Genomic DNA, 20993 nt, shown 5'->3' on the forward strand with positions numbered 1-20993 from the left:
TAGTAAGTAAGTAAAATACCGCTCTTACTCAGTAAGAGCGGTATTTGCTTAATATCTAAACAAACTGAATCTGAATGACGAGATCGTTATAGTCAAGATCACCGCCACCAAGAGAATCCTCAAAACCGAATGCGTTATCCCCTAGCAAACGGACATGGTCTAGTCCCATCGGATTAGCCGCCCGGAAATTAAAGTAACTCTGGGGTTCTTCACCTCCAATTTCTAGATTATCGGGATTAGAGGCAAGAAAGTCGTCCGGCGTGCCGTTGGCAATGATGTAGGGTGCTAAGAGAATCCCCCCATCAAAGGAAACTGAACCTGTGGCACTTCTAGTATTGCCTAAGTTGACTTCTAGTACAGTTCGCGCGAAAGCGGCTGCTGCGTAATTACTATCGTCTGGGAGAACATCGGTGACACCATCAAGATCAACATCAATTCCTCCATCAAGGTCATTGATCACATACAGACCAGCAAAATTGTTAAAGTCTGCCTCGCTATCAACTACGAAGTTAGCTTGCTGCTGACCCGATAGTTCTCGCAAATCAATGATTTCGCTTTCCGAGGGAGAGCCTTGAACACCCGTTCCTGGGGAAGTAGGTTGATTAGTTGACTCAGCGGTAAAGGCAACGTCACCAAAAGTCAGTTGATTACCCTCGAATACAGGTGGACTGGTAGAAATATCCCCTTGTCCAGCCGTCACGGCATCAGTAGTGCTGCCTGGTACTTGATAAAACTTGAGGAAGGTTTCCCCGTCAGGAAAGTTAATTTGACGTGCTGGAGTCTGTCCTACAGGATTAGTAAGAACGGAAGAAATTACCTGCGATCGCGATAAGGCTGCTTCCTCATAGCCGTCCTCTCCGGGAGCTCGGCCGTCAATAGTGCCTTCAGCATCATCAACCGTAAAAAATCCATATTCGTTGACTGGACTGTCTGGATCCGAGCCAAGGAAAGTAGGGGCCAACGAAAATGTAGTCGGTCCTCCTACGGTAAAAACATCGTCCGAGACCTGAGTTAATCCCCCAGAAGCCGTGGCATTAGTACCAAAGATGGTCGTGCTACCACTGACTTCATTAGCAACGGCCAACAGAGGTTGACCTGTGGGACTATCTTCAGAAGCTATGAAGGTGAAACCTTCCGGGCCCAAGTCTCCTGCTGTGCCAGCTTCAGGATCACCAGAGAAGTCGCGGTTGTTGATGTAATCCACAAACTCCGGAGTATCAGGATTACTCAGGTCATAGACCATCACTCCGCCAACCCGCTCTAAACCAATGAAAGCGTAGGGTGTGCCATCAACTACACCAACAGTGACACCTTCGGGTTCTGGCCCTTTGGCATCGCTACGAGTATCAAAGGTGTTTTCGTCGTTATCAGAGTTGAAGTTGTCAGGTAACAGCTCAGCGGTGCGCTTCTCCAAGTCATCGCCACTGTCATATACCAGGTTGCCAAACTCATCCCAGACGGTGAAAGAACGTCCACCGTAGGCAAAGAGCTGATCATAATCACCATCGCCGTCGAGATCACCGTCAACGGTCGAAACTGTCAATCGACCAAGATTAGCGTCTTGCTGGAGTTCTGCCGCGTTAGGAAAGGCTGTTGGATCTAGGGTCAGGTCAGCAATCCTAGCATCCTCGTCCCTAGCATCTCCCTCGTTAGCAGTAATAAAATAGTTTTTGCCTTCTACCTCAAAAGCGGCGACACTGTCTGGCATATACATGCCATAGATCGGCCAGTTTTGCAGATTAATTGCGCCGTCTTGATCACTAGCATCAAGAGTGTTGCCTTCTGGAAAGCTGATCAGACCCAATACTATCGGTACTGGCTCAGGGTTGATAGGCACCGTGCCATCTAGAGAAATCGGTTGGTCAAGCAGACCAAAATCATTATCGTTAAGAACAGCTAGCCGTCCATCAGGAAGCAGCGCTAGACCCTCCGGCTTATCACCAGCCTGATAGCCAATCGATGGTAGATTGGTAACTTTAATCTTGTTAACTGGCTGGATGCCTAAAACCGCTAAAGCATCTGGGGTAAGCTGCTCAAGAGTGGAGTCAGTCGGTAAACTAGGGGCGTTGGGGTCGAGCAGGTTAGTGGCACCTTCGAGGTTAATCTCAAAGATGAACTTTTTGGCAGTCTCACCAGTAGCTGCATCACGCTCTATGACAAAGAATTTTCCGTCGCCTGCGTAGACGGCATCGCCAATTTTGTCTACCCTGCCGCCAGGACGAACTTCGGCATCTTCTAAGAGATAAACGTACTCCTCAACCGGGACGCCAGTAGTTGGGTCAATGCCCAGGATGCGGATCGTCTTAGAGTTATCGGAAGTGTCGCGGTCTGGATTAGCTAGTGGTGTCTGAATGAAGGCGTAAAGAATCCCTGTATCGGTATCCAGGGCCACAGCCTCGAAGCCCCGATTGTTTCGTCGATTCCCATACTCAGCAGGCAAAGACTCAAGGCCAAAGGTGTCTGCTGGTTGACCTGCTAGCGCCGCAGTACCTTGAGGTACAAAGCGGTTAATCAGCACACCATCAGCACTGAAGTGGTAGATGGCTGGTCGGTATTCGTCAACCATCCAGAAGCTGCCATCGGGAGCAATTACAATCCCTTCCAGGTCAGCCCCTAATTCATCGTAAGGCAACGGGTTACCTAACAGATCTACCGGTTCTTCGTCTATACCGGGAATATTGGGTAGACCAGTAATCGGTGTGGTGCCATCCTGTCGTACCAGGGGTAACTCGGTGAGATTTTCAATCGCACCTGTGCTTTCATTAAGTTCAAAGCTGACCACACGAGCTTGGTAATCAGGCAAAGCAAAGGGACGCTCTTCATCACCATCACCATTGGTGTCTGTTGGTGCGCCGTTGGGCCCTCGGTCAGGGACAGTAACAAACTGCAAGTTACCATTGCCAGCAGTGCCGGCAAAGAACAAGCCAGACAATCCACCCAGCAAGATTTCTTGCCCTCCAGCCGTGGTGCCAAGTGGAGGTAAAGTCGGCAGCTCAATCGGTTGTAACGTCGCTGAACCACGACTATGATCTTTAAATCCTAGCGGTAAGATGTCCAAAACTGTGTTGTTCGGGACATCGACTATAGCAAAGGCATTATTTTCTTGCAGCGTTACAAATGCCTTACTGCCGTCGGGTGAAACGGCAATGTACTCTGGTTCGGCATCTTGGGAAAATGTCTTGCCAGGGAAAATCCTCACACCCCTAGCCCGCAGTTCCTCTTCACGCCCATCAAAGGCGCTGAAGTCAAGATTAGTCACCGTCGCACCAGCGACGCCATTGGTAACATCAACAGCACTTACAGAGCCTGCTGGGTCATTGGCAATACTCAGGTCATCAACCAGTAAACCGGAAACAGTTGCCGAGTCACCAATGTCAGCAACCCCAATTCCTAGGGTAAACTCTCCTGCGGTTTGGAAGGTGTAAGAGAAAGTTTGAAACCCCGTCTCCCGTTCAAACTGGTACTGGTCAAAAATACTAGGTTCGGAGATTTGCCGAGAAGCGCGAGTTGTATCAGCTAAAATGCCACTAAAAGTTTCATTGGCTCCTTGAAGGGCAACGAAGGCATAATCATTGAAGCCAAGAACTGCATTCTGACCTACGGCTTCGTTGGTGAAGAAATCATAGGTAAAAGATAGAGTCTCTCCCGCTGCTGCGGTGAATGTCTGGGTGATTATCGAGCCTTCAGTCGAGCCGGGAGCTAAACCAGCGGTCAAGGCAGGCGGGAAATTAGCAACAGGAACTGCACTGCCCAGAATAATTTCGGTGAAGTTGTCATCTAAACCAACAACTTCTTGATTGGCGGTTGACAGAAAGGCTTGAGCCTCTCCCTCTACCGGGCCTCTGCCAAAGGTTGCGGTGGCGAGTAGCGCATCACCCGCAGTTTGCCAGCCATTAAAACCGTCTTCAAATCCTCCGCTCAAGACGGGAGAGCCTTCAGCCGGTTCACCTTCATTCGCTACCAGCACCTTAGTGCCATCAGGAGTAAAGGTGAGCATATCTGGTAATGCTCCCACTGGCACTTGATTAAGAAAGTTGCCATCTACATCGAAAAAGACTACCGCACCAGCGGCTTGGGTATTCTCGTTCTCTACCGCTGCAGCAATAACGCCGTTGTTAACTGCAACACTATTGGCGCCAGCACCAAAAGGGGTGAGATCAATTGAGTTAAGTAAAGTTGGGGTTGCAGGGTCACTAATATCGAGGATATCAATGGAGCTATTGCCTCCATTAACCACAAACAGGCGCTGCGTTGTCGGATCGTGAGCCACGATCTCAGCAGCACCATCATCAAAAATGTTAGTGGCAAAAGTCCCAATCTGATTCAGGGCGATAGCCATGGATTTTCCTCACACTACAAAATATGGACAGGATGCAAACGCATCAGTGGGTTCAGTTGGGCGATTTCCTAATCATCAGGTTTTCTTCAGGGTCATCCTCTAGCCGTGCTGTGGCTGTTGTTGGCACAGAGTTCAGGGAATACAGTTTTTTACACAGGAGCATCATGTTTGTGCCGTAGGGTACGGTAAGTAGTCAGCACTGCCTGTTAAGCTTTTTGCATCAAGAGGTGCTAGAGCCAAGTTAGATACTGACCACACCGCTCGCAGAGTTGATCTGCCTAAATAAGATGACACTACGCCTCTAACCCTTGGTTAATCGGGAAGTTGACTCAAGCAAAGTCCACTACTGCTAAACACGACGGAACTAAGCCTCTGGGAATTCGAGGCACTTCAACTCTATACAACCCAGTGTTTGGTAATCCTTGAGCACGGTTAGGATGTGTTTGCTTGCCGATCTGACTTGACCTCGCTGGATTGCTACGCAACTCGAAAGTCACCCTGGAAATCGCTGAGCTACCTTGAGCATGACTAACTCGAAAGTGGCGTTGTTGAGTTGGTAAACAGCAATAGACTATCGCATTGGTATTAAGAAATATTCACGAAAATACTAAGAAATAGTTATCTACTGGTTAAGTTGCCCTTTTGCGCAGTTGCGAAGTTAGGTTGCGCCTCTAACCATTAACTGAACTTGCTAGACGGCGATCAAAATGACGAAACAAAAATATCCACAGTGGTAGCGATATGTTTAGAGCCAATAGTCTAACAATATGACCAGCCGTCACAATCTCAGCATTATGGTCTAATGCTAGGGCAACCAAAATCATTTCTGTTGAACCTCCTGGTGCTGTAACTAACAGACAAGTTAGCCAGTCCCATGGGGTCAAAGATTGTGCAATACCTGCGGCGATGAAACCAGCTCCAATTGTCATTGCTACCGGAATTAGAGCGTACCATAATGTGTGCTTTTCAAGGGTTTGTTTATCTCCCCAGTATTCACCAACTGTGATTCCTAATAATATTTGACCAATGAGGCTAATGCTCTGGGGCGGCATAAAATTAATATCAGGAGTAAACGGCAATAAATTTACGACATAATTAAAGGATATACCAACAATTAAGGTGCCGAAAAAAGAGGCAGCGGGTAGTTGTAAAAATCCGGCAATTGTTACTCCTAAAACCGCTAGAATTATTGTGATAATCAGTAATACTAAATGGTAGGGTTCTGTATTAATTAAGTAGTCACTGATAGTAAAAGTGGCTTGACTAACATTACTAGTATTGGCTGCGCCAGCTACTAGAGGAATAATCAGGATAACGCTAGTAACGCGGATAATTTGGACAAGGGCAACCAGAGAAACATTTCTGCCATAGTCTGCCGCAATGCTTGACATCAGACCTACGCCACCGGGGACTGTAGCCAGCATTGCATTCAGTAGGTTGGTTTGGCTAAGATGTGAATAAACATAGCCGATTAAACTGCCAGTCAGCAGCATAAATAATGTTAAAAAGATAAATATAGGTAACTTAGAAGAAAGACCAAGCAGATTACTTTGGGCTATAGAAAATCCAATGGCAAGACCGACGCAAGCTTGTCCAATTTTCCTAGCAGTTTTGTTAGGTTTTAAGGAAACCTTATAGAGATTGCGGTAGCTCTCAAGTACTAGCGCTCCAGCTCCCATACCCCCAAAGATCCAAGCGACGCTGCCTAAGCCAAGCTTTCCTATCGCTAAACCGAGGGGAACCGCGATCAGTATTTCTAAGAATATAATTATTAGTCTAGTCACAGATATCTTTTGTGCAAAAGTAAAAGTTTTCTCCATTGCTGTCCAAAATGGGTTTTCACAAGCAGGATTAAGACCCCCTAAGTGGTGTTACAGCAATCGCAGAAGATGGTTAAGGTGGCTGAAATTCGATAAAACTTTAGTTTTTCTTAACTATTTCCCTGACTATAGGTTATCAAAAAAAAGTTAAGCAAACTTAATTTTGCTTAACTTTTGTCAAAATACTCAGCAGTTGAAGCTCTCTGCCAAATATGCAATGGCTTCCCATGGTTGACTTACAAGAACTGTTTTGAGTTGGCAAAACAGCTCTCGAACCAGCTTTGTTAGTCTTAAAGGGAAAGACTACCCCATTACTCATCTATCTAAAGTTTAATGTCGGGCAACTCTCCTCCTCTAATTCAAATCATAACCCCAGAGCGCTGGTTAGGCTGGAGCATGGACTTCATCGAGGCAGGCTATACTGCTCTATTGGTGAAAAATGGTCGGTGCATACGAACATTGCTTCCGGGGCGTCATATTAGCTTCGCTCTGCCTTTGTTAGAAAAAAGCCAAATAGTTCTAGTAGACGGTAAAATCCGCAATTTGCAAGTTATTTCTCAAGGAGACTTTTTATCCCGTGACCACTATTTGGTTAATGTCTCCCTGAATGTGATGTACCAAGTAGTTGACCCCAGACGAGTAGCCCTAGAAATATCTGACCCTATTGCTTCTGTGACCAGTGAAGTCAAGGATAGTTTAGGAGTTGCGGTTGGTCAGCTAAATGTTGAGCAGCTAACCAATCAGGGACGCATGAAGATTAGGCAGTACCTGCTAGACAATACTGATGCTTTCTATGCCCTGGGTTTTGCTTTAGATGTACGAGTCAGCGATATCAGCTTCCCTCAAACTCGCGGTGTAATTCGTCAGGTTGAAGGGATGAGTGCTAGACAGGAAGCCGAACACGAAGCAGTACTGAAGATGCAGATTGCCAAAGCTGGTCGCCCTGAATTACCACAACCACCTGTACAGCAGGTCAACATTATCTCTGGTCGTGAGCCAAATTCCAGTGAGACGACTGCAGAAGTTAATCTCCAAGATCATAGCTTTACTCTCAAAGGAGAATCTCCTCCTCAAGCTAGCCTACCTCCTCAAGAGCCGGCAGAGCTTCCTCGGACAATTCTTACTCCTAATCCCAAGGGAGGGGGCCTGGCGCGCTTGGTAAACCGTCTATCGGGTGCAGTGATTGTCGTCTTGCCGACGCCTTTTGGCATTGGACGAGAGCCGACTAATAGCCTAGTCCTCAGTGATCCTTTATCTTCGCGCAATCATGCTCGCATTGTTCAAGATACCGACTCTCAGGGCAATCCTCAGTACCAGTTAATTGATATAGGCAGTTCCAATGGTACTTTTGTTGAGGGTCAGCAACTAGAACCTCATCGACCTTGCCTGCTCACTAAAGGTAGCGTTATCAGAATTGGTACTCAAGAGTGGACATTTGAGCCTTGAGTTTAAATTTGTGGCGTTGGGGAATCAAGGTATGAAAATAAAAGCCCAATAATCCTAAATATTTGTCATTTAAAAGTTTAGCGATCGTCAAAAAAATTAAAACCATACCCAAATTCACCAATGCCAAATTTGCTTAGCTGACTTTAATCAGAAACCAAAAGTTTTTTTAGCTAATGATTTTAAAATCCTAGGTCAAACAACTGTTTTTTGCTGTTAATTTTTACTCAAGAGAAAATACGTCTTCATCTCTCCTTTGTGGTTAGCAGCAATCTTCTATCGCTCCTAAAATAGATATTGTGCTGGCAAACATTTGCAAGTGTTTTCTGCCACTTGAATATCAGGAAGGGGAAAGTGTTATTCCTGAGACAGTCCTTAAGGTAGATTTCTAGTTTTCTGCTGCCTAGTAAAGTAACACCAGAGCGATATCCTTTGTGTTTAATGGGCGACAACCTCCTGACTAAAGACTTAGTAGTCAGCTCTATCTCTAACGTTAAAAGTTTGATACCACAAAAGGTGTATTAATGAAAACCATAATTTTTGAAGTAGAACCGTGGGAATATCAAACCTTCCAGCAATTAAGTGACGAGCAAGAAGTTGAGTTTGTCCAACAACCCCTGACCCCAGAAAATGCCAGCCAATATGCAGATGCAGATGTTATTTCAACCTTTATTTACTCGGATTTGAGTGCAGATGTCTTAAAAAATTTCAAACATCTGGAACTGATTGCAACTCGTTCGACTGGCTTTGACCACATTGATGCTGACTGTTGTCAAAAACGGGAGATTAAAGTTTGCAATGTTCCTACTTACGGAGAGAATACCGTAGCGGAACACGTTTTCGGACTGTTGCTAGCAATTAGTCATAAACTAACAGAGGCAACTGACCGCACCCGTAAAGGAGATTTTTCTCTAGAGGGGCTTCGGGGCTTCGATTTACGTGGTAAAACACTTGGTGTTATTGGCACAGGAAATATCGGGCAATGCGTCATTGAAATTGCTAAGGGATTTCGGATGGAGGTTGTTGCTTTTGATGTGAAACCCAGCGATCAATTGGCTTCTCAACTGGGATTTCGTTATGCAGAGATGAAAGAAGTTCTATCAACAGCAGACATTATCACGCTGCACGTTCCGGCCAACGAGAAAACCTATCATCTCATTTCCACCGAGCAATTTGATCTGATGAAAGATGGTGTGGTCCTGATCAACACCGCTCGTGGCAGTTTAATTGATATTCAAGCATTACTTAATGCTCTAGCAGAGGGTAAGGTAGCCGCAGTTGGTTTAGACGTACTGCCGGAGGAACCCGCAATGCGCGAAGAAGCAGAGTTACTACGCTCTTTTTACAGTAAACGACATAACCTTAATACACTTCTAGCTGACCATATTTTGCTACGGATGCGCAATGTACTGATCACGCCTCATAGTGCCTTCAATACCAAGGAGGCAGTTCAGCGTATTTTAGATACAACTGTGGAAAATATTGTTAGGTTCGGCAAAGGCAAACCGCAAAATGTTGTCGTAGGAAACAGTTAATAGTCTTGGTTGGGGCGCTGGAGAAATAAACTAGTTGAAGTTGCTGCTATTAATAGCAAACAATGGAATTTGTACTCACTAATTAGTGAGTTGAAGGATAGCTGCTACTAAATCATTTGGCTCAAATGGTTTAGTAAGGTGTACTTGAAAACCAGCCTGGAAAGCCTTTTGTTCGTCTGATTCTTGAGCATAAGCGGTTAAAGCTATTGCAGGCAAAAACTGCTCACCATTTGCCTCCACTTTTCTAATTTGGCGAATCAGCGAGTAGCCATCTTGCCCTGGCATGGCAATATCACTAACGAGAACATCCGGTGAAAGCTGTGTGAGTACTTGAAGCGCCTCCTGCACAGATTTAGCTGCTGTCACTTTTGCCCCCTCCTGTTCCAACACCGTCGTCAGAAATTCTAGAGAATCGATTTCATCTTCCACCACTAGCACCCGTAGATCTTGGAGAAGGAATTGAGGATTGCTTGAGGCAGGTGGGTTAGCCTGCTGTGGGTTTCCTACTCTCGCTTTTCTCTCATTTAGTGTAGGCAACTGCACTGTAAAGATAGCCCCCGTCCCTAAACCGGAACTTTCGCACCAGACTTTGCCTCCGTGCAATTCCACTAAGTGGCGGACAATTGCTAGCCCAAGTCCTAACCCTCCTTGGGAGCGCGTGGTGGTACTTTCTGCCTGACGAAAGCGTTCAAAGATGTAAGGTACAACTTCAGGGACTATACCCTTACCATTGTCTTTAACTTGAATTTGGACGTAGTTTTCCAACCAGTTTAAACGAACACTTACAGATCCCCTAACTGGTGTAAATTTAATGGCATTGGAGAGCAGATTCCAGATAATTTGCTGTAAGCGATCCCGGTCTCCTTTAATGTTGCCAGTGACGGGTTCAAATAAAAATTCTAGCTGAATTTGTTTAGCCTCTGCCGCTGGTTTTACAGTATCAAGTGCTGCTAAGGTAATTTGTTGAAGATCAACAGGATAGATATTTAATTGCAGCTTGCCCCGAATAATGCGTGAAACATCTAACAAATCCTCAATCAGTTGAGCTTGTGCTTGGGCATTGCGCTCAATAATTTCGATAGCGCGGGCGGTTTTCTCGGGATTGAGCTGTTGCTTACGCAGCAGTGATGACCAGCCCACAATTGCATTAAGGGGAGTGCGTAGTTCGTGAGAAAGTGTCGCCAAAAACTCGTCTTTCAAGCGATTGGCAGTTTCAGCTTCTGCTCGTGCTTCTTGCTCACGGATTAGTAATTGGATACGTTCGTTCTCAACTTGTTTGCGCTTGGTAATATCCTCAATTGCTCCTTCATAGTACAAAAGCTCACCGTTTTCATTGCACACTGAACGGGAGTTGTGGCGCACCCAAATCAGAGTGCCATCACATCGACGCATCGGCATTTCAAAATCTTTGACCACTCCCTCCCGCTCGATCCGAGACTGCAAAATGCTGTTAGCTTTAGTGTCTGTCTGGTGTTGAGTTATCTCCGAGTTGAGTAAAGCTTGCCAATTTTTATATCCTAAAAGCTGTAAGAGGGCGGGGTTGGCTTCGAGAAATTTCCCTGTTGTACTCAAGCGGTAAAGTCCTATCGGTACTCTTTCAAATAGTTCTTGGTAGCGAATTTGAACTTCTCTCAAGGCTTGACGCTGCGCCGCTCGTTCTAAAGCAGCTCTGACCGCAACTGCCAGACGAGCATAGTGCTGTGGTGATTTGATAATGTAGTCATCCAGACCTGACTTCATCGCCTCTACAGCCACTTCTTCTGAGCCTGTGCCAGTAAACATCACGACTGGACAGTCAGGAGCGTGGGTCTTAACCTGTCGCAGTACATCTAGACCATCCATCCAACGCAATTGGTAATCAGTGATCACCAAATCGAATTCCCTACAAGTTAGTTCCCGCTCTAATTCTTGTCCACTGCTAATTTCTATAGCTTGAAATGCGCTAAATTCCTGTTTGAGCTTGCGCAGAGCAAGAGCTCGGTCGTCAGGATTGTCATCAATCAGCAAAAAAATTAAGGGTTTCTTCATACTTAAAAGAACTTTGATCAAGTCGATGAGGAATCAGCAGGCAAATCAGGGTTAACGATAAACCTAAAACGGTGAACAAAATACTTTCATGCCTACTCCCTTAGCACTCACTTTACCTGAGTGGCGAACCCACATCTATCAGACTAATCCACATAATATAGCGCTTTAAAAACTACCAATTAACTGATTAATTATCTTCGACATAGCCCAGTCTAAGTAAGCTATCTACTAGGCAGCGATCGCAAAAAATATTTACACAGGCCGCCACAAGTTGGGCAAGTGTTGAGCAGTCGAGTTAAATGAACTATCAGTTAATCGGAAATAGGGGTCTTTCATTAAACATTAACCAGTAAGCATCAAGGGTGCGTACCATTTCTAAAAAAGTTTGAAAGTCTACAGGTTTAACTAAATAGGAGTTAGCGCCTAGGTCATAAGCTCGATTAACATCAGGGGCTTCTCGTGAAGCTGTCAGGACAACAACTAGCATACGCTTTAAGTCTACCTGTTGCCTGATCCATTGAAGAACCTCAAGACCCGATAAGCGAGGTAGCTTTAAATCCAGCAAGATTAGCGACGGTAGGGGATAAAGTTCTCGATTCTCGTACTGCTCTTCACCTTTAAGGTAATTGAGCGCTATCTCTCCATCTTGCACAACTTGCAGAGAATGAGATGAGTTCTGTAGGCGGAAGGCACGTTTAATCAAAAAAACGTCATTCTCATCATCTTCCACCAGCAAAATGTTATGACTTCTAACCACCATCTTCCTAGCCTCTAGTTGCTTTTTCTGCCTCTACCCAAAATCTACTACCCTGAGCAATTGATGATTCTACTCCCGAATCACCCCCCAGGCGCTCCATACCTTTACGGACAATCGCTAGACCAATACCACTACCGGAATAGCTTTCGCGACCGTGTAGACGTTCAAACACCTTGAAAATCCTTTCTTGGTATTCTGGTTTGATGCCAATACCATTATCTTCTACCCATAACCGTATACAAACACGGTCGTTAGGCGCGGCTCTTTCCTCAGCCCAAATTTGCACCTGAGGCTGCACAGATGGGGTGACAAACTTGATGGCGTTAGTAATTAGATTTAACAAGACCTGGATCAGTGTAGCACGATGCCCCAAGATTGCTGGCAATGGCACTAGACCCTTTGCTCCCAGGGTAATTTGAGCCTTCGTGTCCTTGAGTTCTATCTCTAGTTGTTCGAGGACTTCTTTAACCACTGATTCTAGACTAATAGGACGGAGCTGGATCTCGGTACGACCGAGGCGGCTATAAGCTAATAAATCTTGAATCATTCTGTCCAAGCGCTGGGCGGCGGTGATAATGCGCTCCGTGTATTCCAGGCCTAACTCGCCGAGCTGTTCTTGACAGTCCTCAAGTAGAGCGTTGCCAAAACCTTGCATTGCCCGGAGGGGAGCCCTGAGATCGTGGGAAACACTGTAAGAGAATGCCTCTAGTTCAGCATTTATGGCTTGGAGTTCTTTCGTGCGCACTGCTACTCGCTTTTCAAGTTGGTTGGTGTAGCTGATCAGCTGCTGCTGTAGTTGAGATTGCTTAATAGCGATCGCTAATTGGTCAGCTACTTCTTGAGCAATGCTTATTTGTTCCTCTTTTAAGGGACTCGTTGGATCAATCCAGAGGTTCAGCGCACCAATTAATTCTTGTTGAGCCATCATCGGAATGCTCAAAAAAGAAGAGAGTCCTTCCGCCAGAAAAGCTTGCACGACTGGCAACAATATTGGCAGGGTTTCTAGCTGCTGCAATCCGCAAATTTCCCCTTGGCGCAATTGTTCAAGTAAGTCAGTGAACGGCTCTAGGTCAATATTAGTTCCTACCTTAATCGGGGTATTCTTGTTGTCGCTGTGGACAGCAAGGAGTTCTCCCTGTTGAGCCTCAAAATCAAAGACCACAACACTAAGTCTAGGGCAAGGCAAGAGTTGTCTGAGAGTCTCCAGAGCAGCGCCTGCGGTTTCTTGGGGTGATTTTGCTGCCAGAATGGCCACGTCAATTGTATGCAGGTTTTGCAGACGTTTAATAGAATTGAGCAAGGCAGCTTCAAGGTGTTTGCGCTCACTAAGATCAAGTGCGAAGCAAACACAATCTCCTTCAGAGCCTTCTAAAAGAGCAGCTCCTAGCAGCACGGGGACACGAGTGCCGTCTTTACGGATGTATTCTTTTTCAAAAGGGGTAGATACTCCCGTTGAGCTGAGTTGTGCCCTTGAGAGGGCATCAACCTGATGATATTCGGGTGGTGTCATCTCTTTCCAGCGCACCCTACCGGCCAGCAGATCCTCACGTGTATAACCTACTATCTCTAAAAAGGCGTCATTGGCTTCGGTGATGCTGCCGGAAAAATTAGCAAAAATAATGCCAATTAAATTAGACTCAAATAAACGCTTTAGTTGCGCCTGAATTTGACGCTGCGTCTTCTGAGCCTGCTTGATTTCGCTGAGGTTGCGGTTAATTTCGAGAATGGCTAGGGAGTTGCCTTGGTTGTCTTGCTGCAACGTCCAGTGGCTGCTGACAATTATTTTTGTACCATCGCGTTTGCTGTGGACAGGTTCACCAGACCAATATCCGTGCTCTGTCAACTGGGTTTTAATTTCTGTCAGCGGTTGCGGAAATTCTGTTTTTAACAGAGAGTCAGAATTATTACCCACTGCCTCCTCTACAGAAAAACCGTATAAGCGTTGAGCGCCCTGGTTCCAGTAAGAAATTGCGCCGTCGGGCTCTGTAACTATAATGGCGTCGTTGGCTAGATCCAGCAGTTGGGCTTGTTGATGCAGCTTGTCGTTAACTAGTTTTTGTTCCCTCACATTGGGCTGAGTAACGACGAAGTGGGTCAATAATTTTTGCTGTCTTGCCTTGAGTAGCATTTGCCGGACGGCTGCTGTGAGGCTAGTGTAGTTTTCGGGCGCTTTAACAATGTAGTCGTCTAAACCTGCCTTCATGGCGGCTACGGCGATTTGTTCACTGCCGTTTCTGGTAAACATAATTACAGGGCAATTTGGCTGAAGCTTCTTCACTTTTTCTAGGACGGTCATACCAGTTGTCCACTGTAACTGGTATTCTGTGATGATTAACTCAGCATTGCCGCCGGCCAGCACCCTTTCTAGTTGATTAAAATCTCTAGGTTGCTCTACTTGAAGAGTCACAAATTCCCTTTGCAACTCCCGAATGATCATAGCGGTCTCATCCGGACTATCCTCAACTAGGACAAGGTACACGGGGATATGGGACACGATTCAACCTGGATAAGCTTTCTCTATTATCCCTATATCTTCAGGTTTCCGGGCGTTGCTAAATATAAGGTATGATTTACCTCAGATTTCCGACTTCTCAATCTAATTCATTCAAGGCAGTCAGGTTTTCCCTAAGAAGTTGGGGATTTGTTGCTTAGCAAAGCCTTTCTTGGAAGTTATTACCTATGCCCACGTGTTCTTCTGTATCTACTAGATAACCTGCTGGTGCACAGGAAATTAGAGGAGTTCGCTGGCAAAGCATAGCCACCGTTGCTAATAAACATTCCAAGTTAAGCGGCTTAGAGATGTGGCTATGAAAACCTGCTGAGAGGGCGCGGGCGCGGTCCTCTGTTCTTGCGGCTACGGTAACGGCAATTGCCGGAATTTCACCTCCTCGTTCTAACTCACGTTTTCTTACTTTACGAATTAAAGAATAACCATCTTCCCCTGGCATTAAGATGTCACTGAGCAAGATATCTGGTTGAATATGTTCTAATACTTCTATAGCTTCGCTTGCCGATTTCACGGCAATTACCTCAGCTCCTTCCTCTTCAAACAGCAGGGTAAGTAACTCTCTTGAATCAGAGTTGTCATCAACTATTAGTAACCGCAGACCTTTGACAAAATAAGAGTTCATGGGATGCACCCGACTTAACTTTGATGTTTATCCTCAACAGCAAACCCTTAGTGTGCTACCATCATGACTCGTTAGACTTTCTTTGGTATTGAGGTAATTAGATCAATAATAAAAGACGGAATTTTCTTGGTAGCCCTTCACTTGTTTAGGCAAGCCAACAATTTACCACATTTCGATTGTCAAACTTGTAGAACCTCAGGGGTAGCAACTACCAGCTCATAGTTCACCAACTTGTTGCTATGGGTTTACCATGACAGAATTATACTCAAAAGTCAGTACGCTACCGTACTTAAACCCGAAATTACTTCCCCTCTAAGAATCAGTCGCGTTCGGTGGCAAGTAACCGCTGAAACTCACTTTTGACAACTTCGTAACACTCGCAGGCAGTTGCTTGTAAAGCTTCCCGGTCAAGAATGGTGATCTTACCACGGGAATAACTGATAATTCCTGCTTTTTGTAGCGTACCAGCTGCTACCGTCACACCCGCGCGACGGGTGCCCAGCATATCGGAGATAAATTCCTGAGTTAGCTGTAAATGATTAGAAAGAGCACAATCCTGGGCGGTTAGTAACCAGCGGGCGAGTCGCTTCTCTAATAGATGGTGGCGGTTACAGGCGGCGGTTTGGCTAATTTGGGCAATTAGTACTTGGGTGTGGAGTAGCAGTAGTCTTTGCAGCGCACCCCCGCGACGGAACTCGGCTTTCAGGATCTCAGCCTCCATTTTCATCGCTGGGCCCTCAATTTGCACAACCGCGCGGTTAGTGGCAAAGCCTCCTCCCAAAAATATGGGAAAGCCCACAACTCCTTCATTGCCTACCATACCAACTTCAGCCGTCGAGCCGTTTTCTAGGATAGAGACTAGAGAAACCATTGCCTGATTGGGGAAATAGGCATGTTTAACCACTTCTCTAGATTCATAAATGACTTGCCCTAGGGCAAGTGAGACTTGTTCTAGGTGGGGAGCAAGACGCTGATACTCTAGTTTAGGTAGAGAAGCCAGTAGCTTGTTGACTGGTACAAAATCGCTTTGGGGCATGGGGTGCTTAAGTCTCCTTAGATTTTGAGTATTGTTCAAAAAAAACTGACAATACAAGAAGGAAAGTTTAGCCTCAAAGCACTATTTCCCAAGTTCTTGATAGCTTGTCGGTAGGTTAATGAATTACCCAATGAGATTCACTACAAGGTTGCCCAAAAATACTTAGCATATTCCGAGTTGCAACGTATGTACGCTAGCGTACGCGATAGGCAACTTAGTCTTTTTTAACACCAAATAATCGATGATATTCCTCTCGAACGACCTCGTAACATTCACAAGCATTAACAGCCAAAATTTCACGATCAAGGATGATAATCTTACCGCGACTATAGCTAATTGCGCCCTTATCCTGGAGACTAATAGCTGCCTCCGTGATCGTGGCACGGCGTGTACCTAATAAGTAAGAGATATACTTTTGAGTTAGCTGCAACTCATCTGTTTTAACACAGTCTTGAACCGAGAGTAGCCAACGAGCAAGGCGATTTTCTACGTTATGGTGGGATTTGCAAACAGCATTTTGTGCAACTTGGTTGAGTAATGCTTGCGTATAAAGAAGTGAAAGTTTTTGTAAATTCTGTCCCCGTTGGAACTCAGTTTTTAGTATGTTGGCGTCAATCTTCTGGGCAGTACCGGCAAGCTGCACAATAGCGCGGCTATTGGTGATATTACTACCCAACAGCACAGGAATACCGACAATTCCTTCATTGCCCACTAAGGCAAATTCTGTGATTAATTCATCCCGGAGAAGGGCAACTAAAGAAACCATGGAATGAGTGGGAAAATAAATATATTCAATCACTTCCCGCCGCTCGTAAAGAACCTGTCCCAAAGAGAGATAGACAGTTTCTAGATAGGGAGCAAGGCGCTGGTATTCCTCTCTTGGTAGAGTAGCTAATATTAGGTTATTATCGGACAACTGCCTAGTTTTAGATATGGACATATTTGACTCTCCTCGCTCAAGTTTTTAGAAATAGAAGACGAGGGAGAGCAAGCAAGAAAAAACCAGCGTAGTATCACTGGCGTTAAGAATAAAAGATAATTTTCTTACCAGACAACCAGATAATCGGCTGCTGGTAGTCAGCAGCTAAGTCATTGGTTACTGATGAATGTACTAAAGTCAGTAGAGTAAACTTATCCTCCTTTAGAGAGATTTAGTACGGAAAAGTACCAATAGCACTCAGCACACAAGGGTCTTTTCCCTCTTGGAGCAGTAAGTCTTCTAGTTGTTGCAAATAAGTATTAATCATCAAATAACCTTATAAATAAAATTAAATTAATCAAGAAAGGTGACCTGGTAACTCCGCTATACCTAAGCTGAAGAACAACCTCTTTCTAGAGGAGTAAAAAAATCTATTTCTTTGGATCGAAGCAATTAGATTTGATTAGTGATTATTCTATTGCTAGTGTACGCAGTTATACACGAGATACAAAAAATATGGGAATGAGCATTTTATTGATGTTGATGTAAATAGTTTCAACCCATGAAATAATTTTTTCATTTTCAACAAAAAAACGAGAGGCAAATTAACAATGATCAATTTGATTAACTCAACTTCTCTAGCGTTAGTGATTGTAGCAGCCTTACTGGCAATGGTATTTGTGACTAAAAGAAGAAATTAACAACATCTTCAAAGAAGAAGCAGAAAGCCAAAAGTATCAAGCCGTTAAAGTTTTTGCAGCAATAATTTCAAAGTTTCTGGTCTGTTAGTAATAATATTATCGACTTGGAGATTCAATAATTTTTTCATGTCCTTGATTTTATTAACTGTCCAAACGTGAACATCCCGGTTTTGATCATGGGCAGTTTTGATAAAATCAGCAGTAGCCAGTCTTTTGTGAATAGAATAGAAATCTATATTTAACTCAGCCAGCTTTCCTACAGATTTAGCAATAATTAAACCAGTAGCAATTTGTTGATTAAGAGCCTTGATTTGCGCAAGAATTTCGTAATTAAAAGAGGTAATCACACATTGCTTTTCTAAGCCATGGTCATCAATTAATGCAGTAATACGCTCTGCTAAGTTCTGTTCATGCCCATTAATTTTGAGTTCAATATTGAGTTTGAGCTTACCTTTTACTACATCTATTACCTCTCCAAAAAAAGGTACTCTTTCGCCAGCAAAATCTGAGGAAAACCAACTCCCCACATCAAGCATTGACACCTCTTTATCGGTAAGCTCCCAAATGTGCCGATCAACACCAGCAACCCTTTTAAGATTACTGTCATGGAGTGCCACTAAAGAGCCATCCTTGGTTTGTTGAACATCAATTTCGGCATAGTCAGCCTGCTGCTGAATTGCCAAATTAAGAGCACTCAACGTGTTTTCGGGAGCGTCTTCTGAGCTGCCACGATGTGCTGTAACATAAATTGTCTTAGTAAGATTGTGCATTTCTTTGTAATAGATGTCCTGCTTACTCTGCTCAGTTAATGACAGAGTTATTACAAATTACCATTGCTGAGATTTGCTTGAACCTGGAAAACTTACTAGAATTCGGGTCAAATTATCATCAATTAAGATAATCTGGGATTTTGAGGGGATAATAAATAAGATGTCCGAAAGGTTCGACCAGAGCCAAACAATAGCAGCGATCGCTACTGCTGTAGTGCCACAACAAGGAAGTGTCGGCATTGTGCGGTTGTCCGGTTCACAGGCGCTGGCAATCGCTCGTACTCTGTTCCACGCGCCAGGACATCAAACTTGGGATAGTCACCGCATTCTCTACGGCTATGTGCGTCATCCCCAAACGCAACAGCTAGTTGATGAGGCGCTACTCTTAATCATGAAAGCGCCGCGTTCCTACACTCGTGAAGATGTAGTAGAGTTCCATTGCCATGGCGGAATCGTGCCAGTACAGCAAACATTGCAGCTTTGCCTAGAACAGGGTGCCAGGTTAGCACAACCAGGAGAGTTTACTTTACGGGCTTTTCTCAACGGACGCCTAGATTTAACTCAGGCAGAAAGTGTCGCAGAATTAGTAGGCTCTCGCTCACCTGCTGCTGCTCAAGCTGCTTTAGCTGGTTTACAGGGAAAACTAGCTGCGCCGATTCGCCACTTGAGAGCAACCTGCCTAGACATCTTAGCAGAGATTGAAGCTCGGATTGATTTTGAGGACGATTTACCGCCCCTGGATGAAGTTGAGATTGTTGCTCAACTCAATCAAGTTTTAGCAGAAGTATCGAGAATACTAGCGACAGCGGATCAGGGAGAACTATTACGCACTGGCTTAAAAGTGGCGATTGTTGGCCGCCCCAATGTGGGAAAATCTAGCTTGTTGAATGCCTGGAGTCGTTGCGATCGCGCTATTGTTACTGAGTTACCAGGCACCACCCGCGATCTGGTTGAGTCTCAGTTGGTAGTTGGTGGAATTCCTGTACAGGTACTCGATACCGCCGGAATTAGAGAGACAGTTGATCAGGTTGAAAAAATTGGCGTAGAGCGATCGCGCCGTGCTGCACAGGCTGCTGATTTGGTATTACTGGTAGTTGAGGCAACAACTAACTGGAGTGCTGCTGATCAAATAATCTACGAACAAGTGCAAGATCGTCCTCTAATTTTAGTAGTTAATAAGACTGACCTCGCCTCAGTTGAGACAGTTACCTATCCTAGCGGCATTAAGCACGTAGTGACGGCAGCGGCGGCACTTAACCAAGGCATTGATGCTTTAGAGAAAGCGATTCTTGAGGCAGTACAAATGGGAAATATTCAAGCCGCTGATTGGGATTTAGCCATTAATCAACGGCAAGCTTCTGCCTTAACTAGTGCCAAAATATCTCTTGAGCAAGTGCAAGAAACCATTACCCAACAGTTGCCCTTAGATTTTTGGACAATTGACTTACGGGGTGCGATTCAAGCATTAGGAGAAATTACCGGGGAAGGGGTTACAGAATCAGTACTTGACCGAATTTTTAGTCGCTTTTGCATTGGTAAATAGTTTACTTTTGCGAGCCACTAGTAGTAAGGGTTTGAGCATTTGAATCGGTTTCCTGTTCAGTGGAAGATGCTACGAACGGAGCAACCAGTTTCTCTAAACGGAACCTAACGCCCTGCTTCAGTTCTATTTCTTGCACCAGTACTCCGCCGAGATGGATGACGGCTAAGACAACTGCTCCAACTGCCAGCACGTAGCTATGCAGAGTATACATATGTTCTACGGTTGTCGTGTTGAGGCCAGAGCCACCTGTGAGAATATCTCGTAGTTGGGAACCGATGACAGGAATCGCCTCTATTGAACCAAGCTCAACTTTGAGACGCCAGTATCCTGTCTGAGTCCAGTCTAAAATCATCGCTGTCCATCCTAAGCCGATTGCACTTAGGGTAAACAAAATGCCGCTAATCCAAGCAGTGAGCCAACTGCGGCTAAATTGCCTACCGAGAAACATCACGACGATTTCTATCAAGGCGACGACGATTACGCTGTTACCGGCCGCATTGTGAACACCGCGCACCAGCCAGCCACTGTCAACTTCCGTACTCAGGTACTTTAACGACTCGTGTGCGCCGACTGCTGATGGTTGATAGTAAAAAGCCAAGAGTATACCGCTGATAGCTGCAACCAGCGACAGGGTAAGGATGGCAACCGCCAAGATTGTTGCTAAACGTCGCAGAATAAATTCGTATCGTGCTGTAGTCAGCATAAATTTTGAGTTTTTCTAATTTACGTTACATTTTTTAATATAGTGAAAATACGTCGGATTATCCAGGAAAAGTTTCGCGATGGCAAGGCTGCAATCGGTAAGGATACCCTGTGTGAGTTAAGCTCGATAAAGACTATCTAGAAGAGACTCTGCCGGTAGCATAACGAATCGTTGTCCATCTCTGTGCTTGATGTGAAAGAAGCAACGAAGCAGGAAACCCTGTTTAGCGGGACTTTGTCTAAAAAGAACGTAGAGCTTACTGATCTAA

General features: G+C 45.0%; 13 protein-coding genes. 3 read left to right on the top strand and 10 right to left on the bottom strand.

What is annotated here, in order from left to right; translation table 11 throughout:
* Window positions 1–55 precede the first annotated feature (55 nt).
* A complete protein-coding gene (locus tag ACT7WV_RS13290; RefSeq protein WP_445103349.1) occupies window positions 56–4339 on the bottom strand; it encodes a choice-of-anchor I family protein in 4284 nt (1427 codons plus the stop codon).
* Between the two features lie 671 nt (window positions 4340–5010).
* Window positions 5011–6123: an AbrB family transcriptional regulator gene (locus ACT7WV_RS13295; RefSeq protein ID WP_445103350.1), complete on the bottom strand. Its 1113-nt coding sequence runs from the start codon at window positions 6121–6123 to the stop codon at window positions 5011–5013.
* A gap of 369 nt (window positions 6124–6492) precedes the next feature.
* Here ACT7WV_RS13295 and ACT7WV_RS13300 point away from each other — a divergent pair, with 369 nt between their 5' ends.
* Together ACT7WV_RS13300 and ACT7WV_RS13305 are read left to right on the top strand one after the other, a co-directional pair.
* Window positions 6493–7605: an FHA domain-containing protein gene (locus ACT7WV_RS13300; RefSeq protein WP_445103351.1), complete on the top strand. Its 1113-nt coding sequence runs from the start codon at window positions 6493–6495 to the stop codon at window positions 7603–7605.
* A gap of 521 nt (window positions 7606–8126) precedes the next feature.
* On the top strand, window positions 8127–9137 hold the full coding sequence (locus ACT7WV_RS13305) for a hydroxyacid dehydrogenase (protein WP_445103352.1): 1011 nt from the start codon (window positions 8127–8129) through the stop codon (window positions 9135–9137).
* 78 nt (window positions 9138–9215) lie between these two features.
* On the opposite strand, the gene ACT7WV_RS13310 is transcribed toward ACT7WV_RS13305, so the two are convergent.
* The 7 genes from ACT7WV_RS13310 to ACT7WV_RS13340 form a co-directional block, all read right to left on the bottom strand.
* Window positions 9216–11165: a response regulator gene (locus ACT7WV_RS13310; protein ID WP_445103353.1), complete on the bottom strand. Its 1950-nt coding sequence runs from the start codon at window positions 11163–11165 to the stop codon at window positions 9216–9218.
* Between the two features lie 307 nt (window positions 11166–11472).
* Window positions 11473–11925 carry a response regulator gene (locus tag ACT7WV_RS13315; protein WP_445103354.1) on the bottom strand — a complete coding sequence of 151 codons (453 nt, stop codon included), beginning with the start codon at window positions 11923–11925 and terminating at the stop codon, window positions 11473–11475.
* 4 nt (window positions 11926–11929) lie between these two features.
* On the bottom strand, window positions 11930–14416 hold the full coding sequence (locus ACT7WV_RS13320) for a PAS domain S-box protein (RefSeq protein ID WP_445103355.1): 2487 nt from the start codon (window positions 14414–14416) through the stop codon (window positions 11930–11932).
* 154 nt (window positions 14417–14570) lie between these two features.
* The gene (locus tag ACT7WV_RS13325) at window positions 14571–15053 is read right to left on the bottom strand and encodes a response regulator (RefSeq protein WP_445103356.1); all 483 of its coding nucleotides are present in this window, start codon (window positions 15051–15053) and stop codon (window positions 14571–14573) included.
* Window positions 15054–15372: 319 nt separating this feature from the next.
* Window positions 15373–16089 (bottom strand): Crp/Fnr family transcriptional regulator, encoded by a 717-nt coding sequence (locus ACT7WV_RS13330; protein ID WP_445103357.1) that lies wholly within the window; start codon window positions 16087–16089, stop codon window positions 15373–15375.
* A gap of 214 nt (window positions 16090–16303) precedes the next feature.
* A complete protein-coding gene (locus tag ACT7WV_RS13335) occupies window positions 16304–17029 on the bottom strand; it encodes a Crp/Fnr family transcriptional regulator (protein WP_445103358.1) in 726 nt (241 codons plus the stop codon).
* 724 nt (window positions 17030–17753) lie between these two features.
* On the bottom strand, window positions 17754–18479 hold the full coding sequence (locus ACT7WV_RS13340; RefSeq protein WP_445103359.1) for a glycerophosphodiester phosphodiesterase: 726 nt from the start codon (window positions 18477–18479) through the stop codon (window positions 17754–17756).
* 160 nt (window positions 18480–18639) lie between these two features.
* On the opposite strand from ACT7WV_RS13340, the gene mnmE reads away from it, so the two are divergent.
* The gene (gene mnmE / locus ACT7WV_RS13345; RefSeq protein ID WP_445103360.1) at window positions 18640–20022 is read left to right on the top strand and encodes a tRNA uridine-5-carboxymethylaminomethyl(34) synthesis GTPase MnmE; all 1383 of its coding nucleotides are present in this window, start codon (window positions 18640–18642) and stop codon (window positions 20020–20022) included.
* 1 nt (window position 20023) lies between these two features.
* On the opposite strand, the gene ACT7WV_RS13350 is transcribed toward mnmE, so the two are convergent.
* Entirely contained in the window at window positions 20024–20725 is a 702-nt protein-coding gene (locus ACT7WV_RS13350) for a cytochrome b N-terminal domain-containing protein (RefSeq protein ID WP_445103361.1), read from the bottom strand.
* Window positions 20726–20993: the final 268 nt, after the last annotated feature.

It is taken from the genome of Symploca atlantica LB2515 (assembly GCF_052546295.1).

What these genes read in the sequence shown, in the direction of transcription:
- ACT7WV_RS13340 (WP_445103359.1), bottom strand. Translation starts at nt 18,479, where the DNA reads ATGCACAATCTTACTAAGACAATTTATGTTACAGCACATCGTGGCAGC.
- ACT7WV_RS13305 (WP_445103352.1), top strand. Translation starts at nt 8,127, where the DNA reads ATGAAAACCATAATTTTTGAAGTAGAACCGTGGGAATATCAAACCTTC.
- ACT7WV_RS13335 (WP_445103358.1), bottom strand. Translation starts at nt 17,029, where the DNA reads ATGTCCATATCTAAAACTAGGCAGTTGTCCGATAATAACCTAATATTA.
- ACT7WV_RS13330 (WP_445103357.1), bottom strand. Translation starts at nt 16,089, where the DNA reads ATGCCCCAAAGCGATTTTGTACCAGTCAACAAGCTACTGGCTTCTCTA.
- ACT7WV_RS13325 (WP_445103356.1), bottom strand. Translation starts at nt 15,053, where the DNA reads ATGAACTCTTATTTTGTCAAAGGTCTGCGGTTACTAATAGTTGATGAC.
- ACT7WV_RS13315 (WP_445103354.1), bottom strand. Translation starts at nt 11,925, where the DNA reads ATGGTGGTTAGAAGTCATAACATTTTGCTGGTGGAAGATGATGAGAAT.
- ACT7WV_RS13310 (WP_445103353.1), bottom strand. Translation starts at nt 11,165, where the DNA reads ATGAAGAAACCCTTAATTTTTTTGCTGATTGATGACAATCCTGACGAC.
- mnmE (WP_445103360.1), top strand. Translation starts at nt 18,640, where the DNA reads ATGTCCGAAAGGTTCGACCAGAGCCAAACAATAGCAGCGATCGCTACT.
- ACT7WV_RS13300 (WP_445103351.1), top strand. Translation starts at nt 6,493, where the DNA reads ATGTCGGGCAACTCTCCTCCTCTAATTCAAATCATAACCCCAGAGCGC.
- ACT7WV_RS13350 (WP_445103361.1), bottom strand. Translation starts at nt 20,725, where the DNA reads ATGCTGACTACAGCACGATACGAATTTATTCTGCGACGTTTAGCAACA.
- ACT7WV_RS13290 (WP_445103349.1), bottom strand. Translation starts at nt 4,339, where the DNA reads ATGGCTATCGCCCTGAATCAGATTGGGACTTTTGCCACTAACATTTTT.